The 21,119-nt window shown below is 49.7% G+C and carries 12 protein-coding genes; all 12 read left to right on the plus strand.

Translation table 11 applies throughout. The features are described from left to right. Window positions 1–3: 3 nt before the first annotated feature. On the plus strand, window positions 4–3,642 hold the full coding sequence (gene pglX, locus BMZ67_RS06960; protein ID WP_092021230.1) for a BREX-1 system adenine-specific DNA-methyltransferase PglX: 3,639 nt from the start codon (window positions 4–6) through the stop codon (window positions 3,640–3,642). Continuing rightward, window positions 3,639–5,627 carry a DUF262 domain-containing protein gene (locus BMZ67_RS06965; protein WP_092021231.1) on the plus strand — a complete coding sequence of 663 codons (1,989 nt, stop codon included), beginning with the start codon at window positions 3,639–3,641 and terminating at the stop codon, window positions 5,625–5,627. Before pglX ends, BMZ67_RS06965 begins: the two co-directional genes overlap by 4 nt. After that, window positions 5,624–6,754: an AAA family ATPase gene (locus tag BMZ67_RS06970; RefSeq protein ID WP_092021232.1), complete on the plus strand. Its 1,131-nt coding sequence runs from the start codon at window positions 5,624–5,626 to the stop codon at window positions 6,752–6,754. The genes BMZ67_RS06965 and BMZ67_RS06970 overlap by 4 nt, the downstream gene beginning before the upstream one ends. A 1-nt stretch (window position 6,755) precedes the next feature. Further along, on the plus strand, window positions 6,756–7,499 hold the full coding sequence (locus BMZ67_RS06975; protein ID WP_139214341.1) for a hypothetical protein: 744 nt from the start codon (window positions 6,756–6,758) through the stop codon (window positions 7,497–7,499). After that, the gene (gene pglZ / locus BMZ67_RS06980) at window positions 7,496–10,123 is read left to right on the plus strand and encodes a BREX-1 system phosphatase PglZ type A (protein ID WP_092021234.1); all 2,628 of its coding nucleotides are present in this window, start codon (window positions 7,496–7,498) and stop codon (window positions 10,121–10,123) included. The genes BMZ67_RS06975 and pglZ overlap by 4 nt, the downstream gene beginning before the upstream one ends. A gap of 28 nt (window positions 10,124–10,151) precedes the next feature. Further along, a complete protein-coding gene (brxL, locus tag BMZ67_RS06985) occupies window positions 10,152–12,191 on the plus strand; it encodes a protease Lon-related BREX system protein BrxL (RefSeq protein ID WP_092022085.1) in 2,040 nt (679 codons plus the stop codon). Between the two features lie 40 nt (window positions 12,192–12,231). Then, complete coding sequence (locus tag BMZ67_RS06990) at window positions 12,232–13,653, plus strand: SMEK domain-containing protein (protein ID WP_092021235.1); 1,422 nt, start codon at window positions 12,232–12,234, stop codon at window positions 13,651–13,653. Further along, window positions 13,637–15,085 carry an argonaute/piwi family protein gene (locus BMZ67_RS06995; protein ID WP_245749902.1) on the plus strand — a complete coding sequence of 483 codons (1,449 nt, stop codon included), beginning with the start codon at window positions 13,637–13,639 and terminating at the stop codon, window positions 15,083–15,085. The genes BMZ67_RS06990 and BMZ67_RS06995 overlap by 17 nt, the downstream gene beginning before the upstream one ends. Window positions 15,086–15,234: 149 nt before the next feature. After that, window positions 15,235–16,086 (plus strand): hypothetical protein, encoded by an 852-nt coding sequence (locus BMZ67_RS07000; RefSeq protein ID WP_092021236.1) that lies wholly within the window; start codon window positions 15,235–15,237, stop codon window positions 16,084–16,086. Next, entirely contained in the window at window positions 16,083–19,076 is a 2,994-nt protein-coding gene (locus tag BMZ67_RS07005) for a hypothetical protein (RefSeq protein WP_092021237.1), read from the plus strand. The genes BMZ67_RS07000 and BMZ67_RS07005 overlap by 4 nt, the downstream gene beginning before the upstream one ends. Continuing rightward, window positions 19,073–20,491, plus strand: a complete 1,419-nt coding sequence (locus tag BMZ67_RS07010; RefSeq protein ID WP_092021238.1) for a coiled-coil domain-containing protein — start codon at window positions 19,073–19,075, stop codon at window positions 20,489–20,491. Before BMZ67_RS07005 ends, BMZ67_RS07010 begins: the two co-directional genes overlap by 4 nt. Then, window positions 20,488–21,102, plus strand: coding sequence for a condensin complex protein MksE (locus tag BMZ67_RS07015; RefSeq protein ID WP_092021239.1), 615 nt, complete (start codon window positions 20,488–20,490; stop codon window positions 21,100–21,102). Before BMZ67_RS07010 ends, BMZ67_RS07015 begins: the two co-directional genes overlap by 4 nt. The last annotated feature ends 17 nt before the right edge of the window (window positions 21,103–21,119 follow it).

Below are 21,119 nucleotides of genomic sequence, written 5' to 3' on the forward strand. Positions count from 1 at the left end.
CACATGAACACTAACAACGTAAAAAAATACGCACCTAAAGCCCGGAAAGCCTTTATTGAAGCCATGAGTAAACAGGCTGCGAAATATGGGATTACCAAAAAGAAAATCGAGCCAGCGGAGCAGAAGGGCGACCTGGTTCTGATTGGTGATAGACCGTTTCCGGCTTTGGTTATCAAACCTCGTGAACGCTTGGTAAAGCGCATCGAGCAACAAGGCTTCGACCAGGTAATGGAGCATGTAGCCTATAGCTGGTTTAACCGGCTGTGCGCTATTCGCTATATGGAACGCAAAGGGTTTCTTGACCACGGGCGTCGGGTATTGAGCGCGGCTGACGGCAGTGCCGGTGTGCCCCAAATACTGGAAGAGTGTCTGGATGTCGAGTTGCCCGGACTGGACCAGGCCAAGGTTAGAGAGCTGAAGCTTGATGGCACCAAAGACGAAGAGCTTTACCGCGAGCTGTTACTGGCCCAGTGTCATGCCCTGCATCAAGCAATGCCATTTTTGTTCGAGGCGGTCGCTGATGAATCCGAGCTGCTGTTGCCAGAAAACCTGACCAAGACTGACTCACTGATCCGTGATCTTGTTGCCAGTGTTCCCGATGAAGACTGGGAGCATATCGAGATTATTGGCTGGCTTTACCAGTTCTATATCTCCGAGAAAAAAGATCAGGTGATCGGCAAGGTTGTTAAAAGCGAGGATATTCCCGCTGCGACACAGCTTTTTACGCCTAATTGGATAGTTCAGTATCTGGTTCAGAACTCGGTTGGTCGCCAGTGGCTTCAGACGTATCCCGATTCTCCACTCCGGGAGAAAATGCCGTACTACATTGAGCCTGCCGAGCAAACACCTGAAGTGCAGACGCAACTTGCAGAGATTACACCTTCCGAGATAGCTCCGGAGACTATCCAAATTCTTGATCCAGCGGCGGGGTCGGGTCACATAATCGTGGAAGCTTATAAGGTATTAAAAGCTATCTACGAAGAGCGAGGTTATCGAGCCCGAGACATTCCTCAGCTCATTCTCGAAAACAATCTTTTTGGTCTAGATATTGATGACCGTGCCGGACAATTGGCTGGCTTTGCGTTGATGATGCTGGCTAGAGAGGATGATCGAAGAATCTTCAGTCGGAATATCAGGCTTAATGTTTTGTCGTTACAGGAAAGCTCTAATGTAAATCTCCCTCCTCTCTGGAAATCACTGAACTTGACCGGAGAATGGCAGAGCGGAACTTCGCAAGGGCTCTTTGAAGAGGAGCAGCATGACCTTAGTTCTTTTGCAGCGGACAGCCGCTACCAGTTGCTTCAGAGAACCTTAGAAAGATTCAAACATGCCAAGACATTCGGTTCCTTAATTGATGTTCCTCATGAAGACTATGAGGGGTTGAAGGAGCTTTTCGTCACTCTATGTGAATTGGAGCGTGATGGCGATTCGATGCAAAAGGCAGCGGCAACTCAATTGATTCCCTATGTACATCAGGCCGTGATTTTAGCTCAGAAATATGATGCCGTTGTAGCGAATCCTCCCTATATGGGCAGCAAAGGAATGAATACTGACTTGAAGGAGTTCGCAAAGAGGGAATATCCGAACAGCAAATCGGATTTGTTTGCGATCTTTATGGAGCGGGCATTCAAACTGCTTAATCAGAAAGGATTCAACGCTCAAGTAAATATGCAGTCATGGATGTTCTTGTCAAGTTTCGAGCTTCTCAGGAAGAGTATTTTAGAAGATAGAATGCTGATAACAATGGCACACCTGGGATCGAGAGCGTTTAGTCAAATTGGCGGCGAAGTTGTGCAAACTACTGCTTGGATTATAGGGTGCGTTGGTTGCAGTAACTATAAGCCTACATTTTACAGGCTTGTAGCGGGTGATGAGGAAAGCAAAAAATCTGCTCTCCTGAGTCGCAATAATAATTATTCGGAAATTAGTCAAAACGATTTTCTTAAAATTAATGGCCAGCCAATAGCATATTGGGTTTCCAAGCAGTTTTTGACAAAAGTTGGTTCATTGAGAGTCCTCGGAAAGGATTATGAGGTGAAAAGCGGATTGTCTTCAGCAGACAATGATCGATTTATTAGGTTGTGGCACGAGGTATCAGTAGATAGTACTAGCAGGGGTGAGTATAAAGAAGGTTTTAAGTGGTACGGGTGCAATAAAGGTGGTGAGTATAGAAGGTGGTTTGGAAACAATAACTATGTAGTGAATTGGGAGGCATCTGGAAGAGAGTTAAAGGATTTCAAGAATGCGTATGTTCGTAACGAAGAATGGTACTTCAAAGAAGGCGTGACATGGACCATGATTGGCGGTGGCGATTTGTCTGTCAGGTATACGCCTCCGGGATTCATATTCGACTTTGCATCACCATCGATATTTAGCATTTCATCTGAGAATAATATCTATTACCTGATGGCATATCTAAACTCCCCGGTAGGCACTTTGGTAAGTGGGCTTCTCAATCCTACTTTAAATCTAAGCCCTGGGGTGTTAGCTGCATTTCCAACGACTATTAAAGAAAAAGAGTATGATGAAATATCTAGTAGAGCAAAGCGTCTTGTTGATATTTATAGGAATGACTTCGAAAGCATGGAGGAAAACGTTGGTTTTTCGAAAAACGAAATAATCAACTACAAATCCTCTAGCATAAGAAATGATTTCAATTTCTATTTGGAGCGCTCTGAAGAACTGCTGACCGAGACAGTTGAACATGAGAATTATATAGCCAAATACTTTACTGAGATTTACGACGCTGGTGAGGATGTCTCATTTGAAATTGAAAGAAAAAAAATATCGCTCTATTGCAACCCGTTTTATAGGTATGGTGTTGATGACATTAACCGTGCTAGGGATGTACAGAGGTCTGATTTAATAGTTGAGATTATTAGTTACTCAATTGGCTGCACAATGGGACGGTTCTCTCTTGACCGTACAGGAATGGTGTATGCTCGATCAGGCGGCCTGTGTTTCTCGGAGTTGGTTTCTGAAGGAGCATATAAAACCTATCCCGCAGACGATGACGGAATCATTCCACTAACGGACCAGGAATGGTTCCCCGATGATGCAACTAATCGATTCCGTGAGTTTGTCAGAGTCGTTTGGGGAGAAGAGCGCCTTCATGAAAATCTCGACTTTGTAGCAGAGTCTCTCTGTCTGCACGCTATCAAACCGAAGAAATCCGAATCGGCAATGGACACGATTCGTCGGTACCTGTCTACCCAGTTTTATAAAGACCACCTGAAGACTTACAAAAAGCGTCCTATCTACTGGTTGTTCAGCTCTGGTAAGCAAAAGGCTTTCGAGTGTCTGGTTTATCTGCACCGGTATAACGAAGGTACGTTGGCGCGTATGCGTACTGAGTACGTCATTCCCCTGACAGCGAAGATGGCGGCCTATGCTCAAAAGCTGGAGAACGATAAAGAAGCAAGTGGATCGGCAGCGGAGGTGAAGCGGCTTGAAAAGGAAATTGCCCAACTGCACAAGCAGCAGGCTGAGCTGAGCGAGTTCGACGAGAAGTTGCGCCACTATGCTGACCAGAGAATAAGCCTGGATTTGGATGATGGCGTAAAGGTCAACTACGGCAGGTTCGGGGATTTGCTGGCGGACGTGAAAAGCGTGACTGGCCAAGCTCCGGAGGTGCTGTCATGAAGTTAAATAGCCTAAGCGACATTTTTGAACGCCGTTTACTCCGTATCCCGGATTACCAGCGGGGTTATGCCTGGAAGGAGCACCAGGTTGAAGACTTTTGGGAAGATATTCTTCAGCTTGAAAGCGACCGCATACACTACACGGGCGTCATCACTCTTGAACCTGTGCGACCCAACCTCTACCAGAGATGGGAAAAGGACCTTTGGCTCATAGAAGGTGTGGGCTTCAGGCCATTCTATGTGGTTGATGGGCAGCAACGATTGACCACTTCCATGATCTTACTCCAAGCCATCTTGGAATCAGTGCCTAAGGATGCCGAGTTAAACTATCAGTCGATCGCCTCTATTCGTAAGCAGTTCATATTTTTTGAGGCGGACAATAAGCTGCAACAAAGCTTTATCTTTGGTTATGAAAAAGACAACCCCAGCGATGAGTACATGAAGACCAAGATTTTTGGTGAGTACTCAGGTTCAAATCAGTATGTAGAAACTCTGTACACCCGAAATCTCAGCTTTGCAAAAAAGTACTTCAAGGACCAGTTGGCGGGACTGTCTGTTGATGAGATTGCTTTGATATACAAAAAGCTTACTCAGAAGCTGAAGTTCAATTTGTATGAAATTGATGAAGAAATAGATGTTTTCGTCACATTTGAGACGATGAACAATCGCGGGAAGCCGCTGACCAGTTTGGAATTGCTCAAAAATAGACTGATTTACCTTTCAACTCTGTTCAAAGATAACGAAGGGCGAGAGCAGCTTAGGGTAAACATCAACGATGCATGGAAGACCATGTATGAATATTTGGGTAAAAACCCGGATGTTCCACTAAGCGATAATCTATTTCTTCGTAATCATTGGACGATGTACTTTAAGTACACCCGGAGAAAAGGTGATGATTACATAAAGTTTCTGCTTGATGAGAAGTTCAACGCAAGGAATGTGACACACCCTAAATCATCGGATGAAACGCTCAAAATTGAAGAAATATCTGACTATGTTCGAAGCCTCCAGCAATCAATCGTTTACTGGTTCTACATGCATAATCCGTATTATGCGCAATCTAGCGAGCTGACGGAGTCTCAGAAACTTTGGCTGGATAGGTTAGAACGATTGAGTTTCAGATCCTTCAAGCCACTGATTCTTTCAGCCTTTGTCTCTAAACAAGATCCAGTGATGGTTACAAAACTTCTGGGAGCAGCTGAACGCTATAATTTCACTCTGTTTAACCTTAGCCAGCGTCGGTCAAACACTGGGGATACCGAGTTCTTCAGTATGTCTCGTGACTTGCTTGTTGGTTCCAAATCGATACAGGATGTGGTTTACGCCCTTGGGCAATGGGTTAAGAGATACTACGACCCAGCGAAATTTCTTTCGCATATTGAAGAAAAATACGAGCTCGACCGGGATGGATTCTATCACTGGGATGGTGTGCGCTATTTCTTGTACGAGCACGAACAGTGGCTAAGAAACAAGGGTAAACAAGCCACCAGTAAGTTGTCTTGGGACGTATTGAGATCCAACAAAAAGGATCATGTGACACTTGAGCACATTTTCCCTCAGACTCCCGATGATGAATACTGGGTAGATAGATTCGGCCATTTGGATGAGCAAGAGCAACGTTATCTGACCCACTCCTTAGGTAACCTGTTGCCATTGTCACGCTCGAAAAACGCATCACTACAAAATGATAGCTTCCCTCTTAAGGTTAATAATGGCTCTGGGGTTGGATATTACAATGGTTCGGTTTCTGAAAATGAAGTAGCACAGAGTCCGGAATGGCGGCCCGAAGAAATCTTTAATCGTGGTTTGACCCTTCTAGAGTTCATGGAGCAGCGCTGGAATATTGAGCTAGGTAATACAGACTTTAAAAATCGATTACTACACACTAACAACATCAGATGTTGTAGTGAAAGTGAGCAACATGCTGGAGTATCAAATCCTGAGGAATCAGGGTTTTTGGATAATGCTTCCGAGATAAGTTTATGATTAATTACATTTGGGTTGATAATTTTAAATCACTGGTTGATTTTAGAATCGATTTGGCCAAATTCAATTGTGTTGTTGGTTTAAATGGAGCTGGTAAATCAACGTTGCTCCAGGCATTGGATTTTGTTTCTCAGCTGATGCTTGGTGATATTGATGAGTGGTTGAAAGGACGCCACTGGGATAGCTCTGACCTTAATTCAAAGTTGACAAAGAAAAGCAATATAGATTTTGAGGTAGGACTTGAAATCTCAGGTAAGAAAGTGTCTTGGTCTGGGAGTTTTAATCGGTCGTCTTTAAGCTGTACTAAGGAGTTTATTATTGAGGAAGGCGAGAGGCTGCTGTCGGTTGAGGATGCCGGATATACGTTTAATGGTCTTCGTCATGAGATTGTTTTTGATTATCAAGGGTCTTTGCTCTCACGCTTAAAAGAAAGCCAGCAAGGTAATACACTTCGTTTGGTGAAAGAGCTGATTCTTAATATACGTTCGCTAGACCTGATTAGCCCTGAATTACTGAGAAGCCAGTCTCGCTCCTCTGAAGGAAAGCTTGGGTTGGGCGGTGAAAAGCTATCGGCCCTTATCCATGAATCGGGTTTTGAAGCTAAATCCAAATTGAAGCGTGAGTTGAAAAAGGTTTATCCACAGCTGGACTCTATTGTTACTAAGTCTCTACGTTCTGGCTGGAAGCAGCTTGAAGTTAACGAACATTATGGAGAGCGGAAGCTAACATCAACTGCCAGACATGTGAATGACGGTATGCTTAGGCTAATGGCAATTCTGCTTCAGCTGGAAATTGGTAATGCCTTTTTGCTATTCGATGAGATAGAAAACGGGATTAATCCAGAATTAATCGAATATTTGATTGACCATCTTGTTAATTCCAATGATCAGGTCATGGTGACTACCCACAGTCCAATGATTCTGAACTTCATGGAAGATGATGTGGCGAGAGCAGGTGTTCATTACCTCTATAAAACTAAAGAGGGTTTCACTCGTTCAATTAAGCTATTTGATATTCCATCAATGTCTAAAAAGTTAGAGTTTATGGGGCCTGGCGAAGCATTTATCGATACCGACCTTACTCAGCTATATAAAGAAATCTCAGATATTAATCCTGCGGAGGCTTAACATGTATTTGTTGTTAAGCGGGGAAGGACCTAGTGATATTGGGCGGTGCAATCCTTCCGCAGGTTCTTGTGAGCGTACAGGCTTTGCTGAAGGGCCAATGGCAATCATAGTCGATCAGTTGGTAGAGGTATTTCAGGGGTATGAAATGTCTCATCTGGCTACGGAGCGAGTTAGCTATGTATCAGAAGCTTATTTGGCAGCAAATAAATTGCCACCCAAAAGAAGAGCCATGGCTCTGAAAGGTAAGAAAAAACCTGCTGAAACGAAATATTTCTACGAAAATGCCCGAGCATTAGCTGCTACAGCCAAGGCAAAAAGCGAAGAGGTCGGTGATAAGGTCGTGGCTGTTTTGTTTAGGGACTCGGATGGCACCGCTTCGGCTGGTCGCGGGAATTGGCACGACAAACGCAACTCTATGTTACAAGGCTTCAAAGATGAAGATTTTGAGTTGGGTGTGCCGATGGTGCCTAAGCCAAAGTCTGAGGCGTGGTTGCTATGCGCAACGAAAGTGAACCCTTATCAGCATTGCGCTGCCTTAGAGAATGAGTCGGGTAATGATAAATCAGTTAATCCGCTCAAAGACCAGCTTTCAGCTTCGCTTAATGGAAAAGCAGGCACTGCTCATGTCAATCGCCTAGTTACGGATAAAAAGATAGATATTGATCGAATCGACATGCCTTCGTTCAATTGTTTTAAAGCCGATCTTCACCGAGCAGTAAATTTAGCTAATGGAGTTGGCGAATGAACCTCAGCCAACTTCGTCAAGGCCTGGAGCAGGCATTCTACAAAGAAAATCATCGTCTGGTGTTCTGGTATGACCCGGAGCTGTCATTTTTGGATGAACTGCCATCTCTGTCTCTCGTGGACGTGCAGATCCTTAACATGGCAAATGAATCGACACTGGGAATCAAGATCAAATTGGAGCTGGAAGACAAGGCTGGTAAGTACCTCCTGTACTTCCCCTTTGCGGAGCCAGATGCGGAAAAAGACTGGCTGCTCGACATCAAGTTGTACTCCAGATGTTTCTACGCCGATCGCTTCTCAATCATCTTCAACGATCTTGGCCTTCACCAGCAAAGCTTGAGAGAGCACCTGGCCAAGCGAGACAAATTCCTTGCCAGCAAAGCAAGGCTGACGGCGCTGCAGCGCTATGTTCAGCCTGATTTTGACGAGACTGACCTGGACATGGCCATGATTGCTTCCGTAGTTAAGGCGGAAAGCTGTGACCTCCCACATGTGATCCTGGCACTTGCTGAAGAGACGGTGGCGGATGATCTAGGCCTGGAAACCAATCCGGCAGCACTCAATGAGCTCGAAAAGTACGACCTGGTACCGGCACTGGTAGCCGCGCTTCAGTCTGAAATTGGCTACCCGGCTAAGTTTGAGGAGTTGAACGGCGAAGCGCCGTTTAAGCTGGGGCATTTCTTTATCCGGCTGCTGATTACAGGTTTCTGCGAGAGTGTTGGTGATGTACCAAGCTGGGCGAAAGAACTCGTGATGTCGTCAGCCAGCTCCCGCGCAACGGCCAGAGCGCTGCTCTCACGTTGGCGGGACAGTTCACGGTACTACAAGGCATTCGATGCTGTGTCCGGGTGGGTAGCAATCGCGTTGCGCATCAAGGATAAGGTTGGTGTTTTCGACATTGACCAGCTCAGCGATGTTGTCACCTTTGAGGCCGTGGAGCAGAAGATCATCGTTGATCTTGCCGAGGCTATTCCACATGCTCCCAGGGGGGAGCTGGAGCGCTTCCGCGCAATGATTGCGTCGCGCCTGGACGGTTACTGGGCTTCCAAGCATAAAGACGATACGACGCGCCGGAAGTACCGCACCGTTTACACTGCATTGCAGGCTGCTATCGACCTGTTCAGTCTGCGTATTCAGCATGATGGCGGATTTCACTTCGAGTCGAGTGAGGCTCTATACAAGGCTTACGAGCGAGATCTATACCGCTTTGATATGGCCTACCGCCATTACTGTGAAGCCTCTCACCGTGCTCATGTTGAGATCCTGAAAAAGCTCGATGACGAAGTGGAGAACTGTTACGCCTACTGGTACATCGACAACCTGGCGAAGAACTGGGGTGACCGCATCGAGGCAGAGCAACGTCTTGCTCAGTGGCGTTTCCCTGGAACCCCCAATCAGCAGGACTTCTTTCAGGGCTTGGTGAAGCCGCTTTTTTCCAGATCTACCAAGCGCCGGGTGGTGGTGATAATCAGTGATGCCTTCCGCTATGAGGCGGCCGTTGAGCTACGTGATCGTATCAACGATAAACGATACTCAGAAGCCACCCTGTCTTCGCAGCTTGGCGTGGTCCCAAGTTATACGACTTTGGGGATGGCTTCCCTCTTGCCCCATAAAACACTGGAGTACCGAGAATCAGCGTCCGATGACGTGTTTGTCGATGGCCAATCCAGTAAAGGCACGGCGGCAAGATCCAAGATCCTTGCTGCACATGGCGGCCTGGCCGTGACAGCGGAAACCGTAAAAGGGTGGTCGCGGGATGAAGGCCGGGAGGTTCTCAAGGATCAGGAGCTGGTGTACGTCTACCACAATATTATCGATGATCGTAGCGACGGTGGTGGGCCTTCAGAGATATACACCTTCAAGCATGTCGAAGATGCAATTGAGGATCTTACGGAGCTGAGCCGCAAGATTCTGATGCACTTCAACACATCAACGGTGCTTATTACCGCAGATCATGGCTTCCTGTTCCAGCAAAGCAAGCTGGAAGCTGCCGATCGCTCGTCTCTGGCTGAGAAGCCAACCAATGCCCTGAAGAACAAAAAGCGCTACGTCGTGGGCTTTGGACTGCCAGATACCAAGGAAGCTTGGAAGGGCTCCACCAAGGCAACGGCCGGAACTGCTTCAGAAACTGATTTTTGGGTACCAAAAGGGGCTAATCGATTCCACTTTGTGGGCGGCTCGCGTTTCGTCCACGGAGGGGTCATGCCACAAGAGATTGTTGTCCCAGTGCTAACCGTCAAGCAGCTTCGTGGGGAGAAAGCCGAGAAGCGTACCAAGCGCAAGGTGGGTGTAATTTCTACCAAGTCCACTCTGAAGATGGTGAACAACATTCAGAAGTTCGACCTGATGCAGACCGAAGTGGTCAGTGATTTGGTTACGCCGGTCACGGTGTCAGTGGCGATCTATGACGGTGACAGTAAAGTCTCCAGTGAGGAATCGGTGACTTTTGACTGCGCAACGGATTCCGTGACAGAGCGGGTCAAACAGATACGCCTCTCATTGTCTGGCACGGATTTCGATCGGAAGAAGGATTACTTCCTGGTGCTTAAGGACAAGGATCTGAATACCGAGATGGAGCGCTACAAGGTTACGATTGACCTGGCATTTACCGACGACTTCTTCTGACTACGAATTGACTTAGAGCATGCTGAGTATGGAATCCGCTAACGATAAAGAACTGGATCAACTGCTGAATGAGCACTTTGCGGGGCGCGTGGTTCGCAAGGATCTCACGAAGCTCATCAAAGAGGGGGCCAATGTCCCTGTCTATGTGCTCGAATACCTTCTTGGCATGTACTGCGCTTCTGATGATCCGGAGATCATTGAACAGGGTCTCAACAACGTCAAGACTGTGTTGGCAGAGAACTACGTTCGCCCGGATGAAGCCGAAAAGGTTAAGTCGCTGGTGAAGGAGCGGGGTACCTATAAGGTCATCGACCGGGTAACCGTGAAGCTGAATGAGCGCAAGGACAAGTATGAGGCCTCCTTCAGCAATCTGGGGATCAAAGACGCTGAAATCTCCTCAGGTATCGTCAAAGAGTACGAGAAGCTGCTGGTGGGCGGTATCTGGGTGATTGCCACCTTGAGCTATTACCATGAGGAAGGCCAGTCCGGTTCTCCGTTTGGGGTGACTCTTCTCAAGCCTATCCAAATGCCGAATATGGACATGGATGAGCTCTTCCAGGGACGATCCGCATTAACAACGGACCAATGGCGCGAGTGTTTGATCCGCTCGGTCGGTATGGAACCTGCGGCATTGGGTGTGGATGTACAGTGGCACATTCTGGCTCGGATGATTCCATTCGTAGAAAACAACTACAACGTCTGTGAGTTGGGTCCACGCGGGACAGGTAAAAGTCACATTTACAAGGAATGCTCCCCCAATAGCATCTTGGTATCCGGTGGCCAGACGACCGTGGCCAACCTGTTCTACAACATGAGTTCACGCCGGATTGGCTTGGTTGGACTCTGGGATCTGGTTGCTTTTGATGAGGTGGCAGGTATTTCCTTCAAGGACAAAGATGGCGTCCAGATTATGAAGGACTATATGGCCTCCGGCTCCTTTGCCCGTGGTCGCGAACAGATGGAAGCCTCGGCCTCAATGGTCTTTGTCGGCAATATCAACCAGAGCGTTGAGTCTCTGGTGAAAACCAGTCACCTGCTGGCACCATTTCCGGAAGCCATGATCGACTCCGCTTTTTTTGATCGTTTCCATGCCTACATCCCAGGCTGGGAAATCCCCAAGATGCGCCCGGAGTTTTTCACCAATCGCTACGGTTTGATTGTGGACTACCTTGCCGAGTTCTACCGCGAGATGCGCAGGCGGAGCTTCGCCGATGCCATCGAGAAATACTTCAAACTGGGGAACAACCTGAACCAGCGCGACGTGATCGCGGTACGTAAGACCGTTTCCGGGCTATTGAAGCTGCTATTCCCGCATGGACAATTCGAGAAAGAAGATGTCCGTCAGTGTCTGGAATACGCCCTCCAGGTTCGACGCCGAGTGAAGGAACAACTCAAAAAGATTGGTGGTATGGAGTTCTACGATGTCCACTTCAGTTACATCGACAATGACTCGTTGGAAGAGCATTTCGTATCAGTCAAAGAGCAGGGTGGCGGCGGACTGATCCCCGAAGGCCCTGGTAAGCCCGGATTCCTTCACACCATTGGTCTCAGTAACAAAGGGATGCCGGGGTTATACCGGCTGGAGCTTCAGGTTACTAAAGGTTCCGGCAAGCTGGCCACGTCCGGGCTATGGAACTCCAGTGCAGCTAAAGAACAGGTGAAGATTGCCTTCGATTACTTTAAGGCAAATGCCTCGAGGATCAGCGGTGGCACTAAGGTGGGCGAGCATGACTTCCATTTGCACGCGGTTGAACTTCAGAACACTGGTCCATTCAGTCACCTGGCACTCTCCAGTCTGGTTGCCTTTGCGTCAGGCCTCCTTGGTAAGCCTCTCCAGAACCAGATGGTGGTGTTGGGGGACATGAGTCTTGGCGGCTCAGTCACCCCGGTAGAAAGCCTTGCTGAGTGCCTGCAAGTTGCTTTTGATGCAGGTGCCAAGAAGGTGGCTTTGCCGATGAGCAGCGCAGCTGACATCCCAACGATACCGGCCGAGCTGTTTACCAAGTTCCAGACCAGCTTCTATGCCGATCCGGTGGATGCGGTGTTTAAAGCTCTTGGGGTGGACTAATAGTAAGCATCAAATTGAAATCGGGACTGGAAGGACGCCAATGAAACAAGTCGAGATCGAAAATCAGTTACGGGAGGTTGTCAGCAGGTTGATGACCGAAGTTGATCTGGCGACAAAGCAGGGAAGGCTTGATTTAAACCTGATTTCAGAAGATGCCTGGATACCGATCCTGAAGGAGGTCTACCAGTGCCCAAATCTGGTTAACCTGAATAGGAAACACAAGAATTTTCCAGGTATCGATTTGGGGGACGAACAGGATCGGGTTGCTTTTCAGGTTACTTCCTCCACGGATTTAGAGAAGGTCAAATCGACCTTAGAGCAATTCAAGAAACGCAACTACAAGAATGCTTTTGACGAGCTGTATATCTTTACATTGCGGGCTAAGCAGAAAAGCTACTCTCAAGAAGCCATTGATAAGGTGATCGGTGATGATATTCGGTTTGATCCAAAGGACCATATCATTGATCCAGGCGATATATTGGCCACGATCACCGGGTTACGATTACCTGCTCAAGAGAGGATGTTGCAGGAGTTTCGGACAATCCTTGGGGATGTGCAAACTTCAGTTCATGAGCTGAACGCGCCTGAGAATGCTCCATATATCTTAGTCTCAAACCTCATTGAGGTTACTCCTCCAAAAGCATTGTATGTAGCGGAATTGTGCATAGACGAAGAAAGCACGCTTGTCGCCGCTCGGCGGGATTTTAATTACAAGGGTCAGCGCCCTAAAAAACATCTCCTGGTGCGGTTTGCACTACAGATTGCAGGTTTGGACTGTTATGGCTGGACTATACATGAAAATCGGATTTTTACGTTTTATGACATGGAACGAGAGTCTGCATTCAGGTCTGTAGTGGACATTGGAAGTATCGAAGAGCTGATGACGGAGGATATTTCTCAGCATGAGTTAGTGGAGTATCAAAATCTGTTCAAGTACTTGATGAAAGATACAGTGCGCGACCAGCTTTTGGCTTTCAATGTGAATTGGAGCAAGCAGCAGAAGCAGTTTTACTTCCTTCCTAATGAAAAAGACGCAGACCAAAGAAAGGAAGAGTGGGTAGGTAAAAAACTCTCTAGGAGAACGGTTTTCGAGCGAAAGCTCCAAAAGAAAGATCCGACCAAGGTGGCCTTTTTCAAGCACCTTGCATTCGATATTTCGTTCTTGGATGTTGACTCTCAGTGGTATGCCACCGTCACTCCGAGTTGGTATTACACTTTCAACCTATATAGGCCGAGCATCTTCCACGTTGACCTGTTAACCAAGCAGAAGCGTTTGGAGCACAACCACTCCGTCAGGGACCAGGTTCGGTTTATTGGATATTTTCTTTCTCACAATCGGAATGAAGAAGATCTAATCGGTTTTGGTGATCTTGTCGAACTCCAGTGCCTGTCAAACATCTCGCTTGAAGAAAATGAGGAGCTAGAGGAAGCCTTGGAAGGGGAGGATGCCTGTGCAAATTAAGATCCTTGACGAGCCAAAACTGGAATTTGCCAACGGTACCCATATCTGTCCGAAGGCAGGTATTGAAACGCTTGGCGTCTATGACATGAACGATAAGTTCCGGCAAAGCGAACTGAGGCTGGGTATTGTTGGGCGCGGTGAAGGTGTAGATCTATTAGATCTATGGATTGCGAAATGTCAGGAAGGGATAGAGGGCAAGGAATCTAAATACTCAAACCTCTTCCGGGGATTTGGTGGGTTCACCCAGCATCACGGGTTTTACGCGAAATTTTTATCTGGCCCGACCCTAACCAGGACCATTCAGAAGTCTGAATTAAACAAGACATTGAGAGTTGAGTCTAGGGAAAGGCGGGTTCAAGTATGCGTAGATCTGTACTTTGATCAGATCCGCTTTCTTGCGGAACACCGCCCAGTAGATGTCATTGTCTGTGTTATTCCAAATGATATCTTTGAGTCACTTACTAAAGAAGGGGCTAAGGCTGCCAATCCAGAGGTCAGTGACGAAGAAGAGGATGTGGATGCGGCGAAGAGCACGCTAGAACATAACTTTCGCCGCCTCCTGAAAGCGAAAACCATGCACCTGGGAAAGCCCTTGCAGCTTGTTCTGGAGAAGTCATTGTCTCTTGATACCGGTAATAAGGGCCAGCAAGATGATGCCACAAGAGCATGGAACTTTTGTACGGCACTCTACTATAAAGGGAACAAAACAATTCCCTGGCGACTGGTAGAGGAAGCCCATAAACCGAAGACGTGTTATGTAGGGATAGGGTTCTATAAAAGTCGCGATAATGAAACGGTATCGACCAGTCTGGCGCAGGTGTTTGACGAGTTTGGACATGGAGTGATCCTCAGGGGCTCGCCAGTTCAGCTAGACAAGCGAGACCGGCGGCCATACATGAATGAGGCGCAGGCGTTCGAGTTGCTGATGAATGCCCTGAACGAGTACGACCATGCATTGATGCAAATGCCTGCCCGTCTCGTCATTCACAAATCAAGTAATTTCCGAGAAGAAGAAATTCGCGGCTTTACCAAGGCGATTGAAAGTAAGGGAATACGAATGAAAGACTTCGTGACCATCATGGAATCCAGGATACGGCTCTATAGTTATGAACAGTATCCGCCCGTCAGGGGAACCCTACTATCCTTGTCGGAAAGTAAGGCGATTCTCTATACAAAGGGAGCTGTGAATTTTTATAGGACCTATCCCGGCATGTACGTTCCTTCTCCCTTGGAAATCCGGGCTTTTGAGCAAGACTCCTCACTTGAAGATTTATGCGAGGAAGTTCTCGGTCTGACCAAGATGAACTGGAACAACACGCAGTTTGACGGACGTTATCCAATCACATTGGAATGTTCTCGGAAAGTGGGAGAAATCATGAAGTATGTTGAGGCTAATGAGAAGCCCCAAGTCAGCTATAGCTTCTATATGTGATAAATGGGCAATAAATAATGATAAGTCACAATCTACGACTTCGATTCTCTTGGTAACCCTCCCATTTTGGTGCGGGGTAATTATCGAGAGAATTCGTCAATGCGAGGCGAGCTTGGTTTCCGTTTCCATCAAACGTCGCAGGAGTAAAAATGGTGGCACGGCGCATTTCGCGGAGCCAGCTATTGGGCTATCTCCATAAACTATCTCGAGAAGAAGCCCTGCCTGAGCCCAAACTGTATCAGGCCGCAGACCAATTTGCGCTGGACATCGACCAACTGCTCGCCAACGCCACTCGGTTACATGTTCGTCGTGACATGGTCAGATACCTGGGGGTAAATAAAGACCTCCTGGCAAAGTGGCAACGTATAGCGGAGGAACGCCACGAGGTTCCCCGGATTGACCAGTCCAGCCTGGGCAACAGCCATGGCGCTCGGGTCAGCGGCGCGATGGTCACTGTCCGTAGCGCCCGCCAGCCACACCCTCAGGTTGTCATGGTGAACGATCAAGGCGAGATCAGCGCCCCATTGGGGAGCACCCCTGCCGCTAGGCTGGTCATCGTGGAGAACCTTGAGAACTTCCTGAGCCTTGACGGCACGTTGTCACTTCTTCCAGCCTGTGGGCTAAGTCCTACCTGGCAGGACGCTGATATCCTCTACGGCAGTGGTAACAGCATCACGAACATTCTGCTCACTCCTTTTTTCCAGCAGTACCAGGAGATCGGCTGCCTATTCGACCCGGACCCTGGTGGCATCCGCATGTGTGACACGCTTTACCAGCGCGGAGACCTTCCTCCCCTCTATTTTTTGGCACCAGCGGACCTTCGGGAGCGCCTGAGTGCTTCCAGGCGAGAGCTAACCATGAAACAGCGCCAGCAGTTGGCCACTCACATACGCCGTTCACCGCCCTGCGCTCATGTAGCTGGCCTGATCCGCACTATGGGTAAGCACCTCGAACAGGAAACCTACCTTCTCCCCCTGTCAGCTAAGGAGGCCGCCCGATGAATCTGGGCTTTGATACCTTTGATACTTTCCGCTTCAAGCAACTGGTCTTCGTTAACAGTGCGGCCTATGCATACACCCAGATTCGGATCGATCAGCACACAGCGCTTTTTGGCGAGAACAACCTGGGCAAGACGTCCATGCTCAACGCCCTTAAGTTGTTTCTCCTACCGGAGGTCAACTTCCGAAACTGCGGCAGCAAGTTCAACTTTCGGGGTACCAACGGCAATCTCTATGACGGAATGGCGAGCTTTCGCTACTACTTCCCGGAAGACCGCGCCTTCATCATACTTGAGGCTGAGAACCCCCACGGTGACTTTTGTATTGTCCTGCATCGTGGCGGTGCCACCGAAAAGATGGAATACGCCCGCCTGGTGGTGCCTTGCCCTTATGCAAAGCTTGAAGCGCTATTCTGGGATGTCCACGCTGGCGGGGACGGCGGAATCGGGGCACCGGTCGAGAGCATGACCCTGCAGGGGGTGAAGACGGTACTGCGTGAGATGGGCGGTGAGCCGCTGAGTGACCCGAAGACCATTCTGGAGCGCCTGTTCACCAACCAGCCCTATGACAAGAAGGCCGGACGATACAGCCTGCTCCCCCTGCGCAATGGCGCCGGCAAGCGAGAGATGGATGCATGGCGCAAGCTCGTGCACCTCGCATTCGATATCTCCGCGTCTGACGAGCGCACGTTGCCGGATACTCTGGCTACCATCATCGAGGGCCAGAAGAGCCGAAAAGCAGAGGAATTGCAGCTCGACCTTAATGCTATCGTTGAAGAGGCATACCAGCTTCGTGAGGAGGGCGACCGCATCACTCGCATCAACAACGCGTCCGACAGCTGGGAGAAATTTGACGAGTCATTCCAGCACGAGACGCAACTTCGCGGCCAAGCGGCCAAGGCGTATGCGGATCTTTATGAGAGTGTTGAGGTCGAGGAGGGACGACTGCAGGAGGCGCTGGAGATAGCCTCACGGGCGCACAACGAAGCCGAAAACCGCGCAGAGACCCTTGGTGGCATCAAGCGAGACACTAATAATTCGGTCACCAACACCGCTGCCGATGTGAAGGCCACCGGCAAGCAGGTAGAGCGCCTACGCAAAGAAATTAATGCTGCGCACGCCACCTTGAACGAGTTCCCGGGCCTACCTCGCCAGGGAATTATAGAAAACCTCGACGAGCACATCGCCGAACAGGAAAAAGACATCAAGGGCTACAACGACAAGGCTGTGGCCCAACAGCAACACGCTGAAATCTGTGATCGGCTGGCCAGCAATGAACGTCAAGCCAAATGGCTGGATCAACAGATCACCAATCGCACCCCAACGCTATTGGACGACCTCGCCGTAAGTGATGCCAGTATCCTGAACTCCCTGAACCGCTCACTGGGCACCACCCATGGAGTGCTCACCCATGAGCAGAAACAAGCATTCGCTCAATTCAGCCAGCAATTCCGGTCGGAAGATGGCCATCTCATGTTAGGCGCGCCCCAAGAGGGCATTGCTCTGAATGATATTTCATACCAAGAGTATGACGCCGAGAAGACCCGCCAGCAGATGCGTAGTCAACTGGATGAGCTGAAAGAGAGGAATGCTCAAGACAAAAAACGTCGCGACAGGCTACTGGAAGAGGCGACAATGAGCTCAGAGGAAATAGCTCGCCGCCGGCAGCGGGCCGAGAACGAAATCAGCAAGGCCCAGAAGGACAAGAACGCGCTCAACGCCCTCGATGCAAATCTCCAGACGATGGAGAGCCTGGAGGGTGAACTGCGCGAAAATGAAGAAAAACTTGAAGAGCAAAAGCGCCAACACGCCGAAGCTGATGCGCAGTGGAAGGAGGCCGATGAAAACCGCCAGAAAGCGCGGCAGGCTCATAAAACCCTTCAAGGTCAGGCACAGCAGGTACGATTGATCCGGCAGCGCATCGACCGCATCGGCAGGGATGCCAACAACGTCCTAGAAGGGCGCCACAAGGTGATTAAGCCGACTCTATGTGAGGTCAGCGAGGCCAATATCGAGGCCCTTGAGAAGAATGTTGATGATCTGAGCGCCCTGCGCAACAGAGTCCAAGAACGGCTCCGTAAGCTGCTTACCATGAATATCCTGCGCAATGCCGACAACCAGGCTCACCTCAGCTCATTCACCGGCGATCAGGTGGTTGAATTCCATGAGCAGCTCAAGGCGGTGTTCGATAACCTAGATACCCAGGAGGCGAACTACCGCCATCAGGTCGACCGCCACAACAAGACCACGCACTCCCAGGTCGATATCCTGCGCAGCGCCAAACAACTTGTGGCCGCCTTCATTAGTGGAATCAACGCTGAGATGGGACAGTTCTCGATCTCTGATCTGGAGGAGGTACGGGTGGACTACAAGCTTCACCCACGCTTCGAACAGCTCCTGGCCGACCTTGAGAAAGCAGACCTACTTAGTGACGAACTGCAGGACAACAAGGTCTACGAGCAGCTGAAAGCCTTTCAGGCCGACTTCTTCAACGCGGATGCCCGGCGTACAGGCATCCTGCTCAGCCTCGACAAGATTCTGGCCGGCGTGCATTACAAGTACCGCAAACGTGGCGAGGAAGGCTGGACGACGAATGCCCAGTCTAACGGCACGACCATGATGATCACGACCAACCTGCTCTCGGTGTTGATGTCGCGCTTGATGGACGGTGACGCCCAAGTGACTATGCCGTTGGTCATGGACGAATTCGGCTCTCTGGCCACCCAAAACATGCGCACCGCTCGCCAGATAGCCGAGCAGCACGGCTACTGCCTTTTCGTGGCCAACCCCAATCGAGACTCGAAGATTACTCAGGTCCTCGGCAACTACGTCCATCTCGGCCTGTTTCACGCCACTCAGGCTTATGCTGAAAATCGTACTGTTGTGCACCACGGCGTCTGCGAGTCATTCGCTCGCAAAGGGGGGCTCACTAGACGGCCGGAAAACCCCCAGGTTGAAGGAGCGCCTCTTTCGGAAGAGGAGGCTGACCTGTGAACATCAAGTCGCCGTTCGTGCTCAAGCAGATCATCGAGCACCGTCAACTCTTTACTCAGCTGGTGGCCTACATAGAAGAGCACGACGGGGATGTAGAGATCCCCTCAAGGCTCTACCGCTTCATTGTGCGCCAGGCTATCCAGACAGAAGCAATCCAGGGGAATGATCGCGAACGTGAGCGCATTCGCTATACCCTCTCGGAAGACAACCTGTTGCGTGAACGGTTGATCATCCGGAAAGATCCTGCTCGTGGAACACTGGTGTTGGCACCCTTCGTCGTCGACATGCTGCGCCACTTTGATATCGGGCGCATGCGGGGCTTGAGCCAGGCGGAACTTGAAGACCTACGTGACGGCCTCAACCAGAGCCTGGCGGCCTTCCAGGATATGCCCATCGACTTGGAGAACGACGACTTCACCGATGAGTTACGCCTGCTCCGGCGTCGGATACAGGACACGCTCGGTAAGATGCAGGAGAGCATCGCGGCGCTCGAAGCTCAAGGGGATCACCTGGCGGATCAGGTAGAGAAACAGGATGTAGGCAGCCTCGAAGGTGCAGCGGAAACCCGCAGGGCCTTAGAGAAGATCAACCGCATCTACCAGCGATATATCCTACCCGCGCTTGAATTTCTCGACCCCAAGACAAGTTTCAAGAAAGGCGTCCCGGCGATCACTGCCATACGGCGCATCGCCAAACTAGCGGGCGAAAGCGATCATCCAGCGCTTAATGAGGAGATGCAGCTCTCAGCCAACGCCATCCAGAGTTACGTCAAGGACATCGATTCTTTGCGCCTTTCACTTGAACGCTATGTCCGCCAAGACCGGCATCAGCGCGAGCAATATGACGCCATCGAGCGAGCCTTCAATACCATCCGGCTCGCCACGGAGGAGCGTCATGACGATAGCTTCCGCAATCTTTACATTCCCGTTCGTCACGCCGCCATCCAGTCGCCAGGTACTTTCTTGGGGATCAAGCGGATGCGCTTTGCTCGCCTGGACTGGCACGAAATCGACCACCGGGCCGATATTGAGGAGTTCACAGATCGACGCATTGAAGAGCTGCGCACCCGGCTCGATAAAGCCGGCTCTGTTACGGTAGATCCAGCGCGGGCGAGGCGTTCAGAGGCCGAACTGCAAGAACAGATGCGACAACACCAGATCCAGGCGCTACTGGAAAAATGGATGATCCCGGATGATTGCCAAGACCTTCACGCTTCACTTCACGAATACTTAGGCGGTCACCTTGAGAACTACACCCTCAATGACCTTCTCGAAGGCCTGGACTGGGTAATGGCTCTCCCGGACTTCAAGTTTCATGCCCGCTTCCAACACCTCGAAATTGCCCACGGTGAGTTAGCGCTGTCATATCACCCCCTCATTCCCCGGGAAGCCCCGACCCAGGAGATCACCGCATGAGCGACATCCCCCTTACTCAAGAAACAAATCCTGGACGGCCGGTCGTGAATCGTCGCTTGAGTCAGGAAGCTTTTCGCAAGTTGACTGCGGGCCAAGTCATCAACCAAACCCAATATGTGAATGGTCAGTTAGCCCCCAACCCTCTGTTCGATGAGCTCTTCAAGGAGCGGGACCGATATTACGTCGAGGCCTACGCCAACATGGGAATGGAGTTGGTTCAGCGCCCCGGGTTCTTCTACATTCGCTCTCTATCTGAAGCGCAGAACGATGATGACACCAGGGATCATGAAAGCACTGGCGCCATCCGCCAAATTCAGGGGGTACTATTGGTGCTGGGTCGCGGCGTGCTTGAGAAGGGCTTCATGTTCGAAGCACTAACGCTACCTGATGCCGGCATCTCTCGAGAAATCCTCGAAAACATCGGTAACGATCCGATCTTTAACCAGATTCTTAAGGCATGCAAGATGGATCAACCGCTCCCCGAGGCGGCAAAGGTGGCTCTGGTGGACCGAGATATCGCCTACTTCAACGTGAAAGGGAACCTGGTGCTTGCCGAATCCGGGAAGGCGTTCTTCGACGACCTTTTCATCGAATATCAGTCCGGCGAATAGGCATCAGAGGGATGCTC

It is taken from the genome of Marinobacter zhejiangensis, from assembly GCF_900114775.1.
GTDB lineage: Bacteria > Pseudomonadota > Gammaproteobacteria > Pseudomonadales > Oleiphilaceae > Marinobacter > Marinobacter zhejiangensis.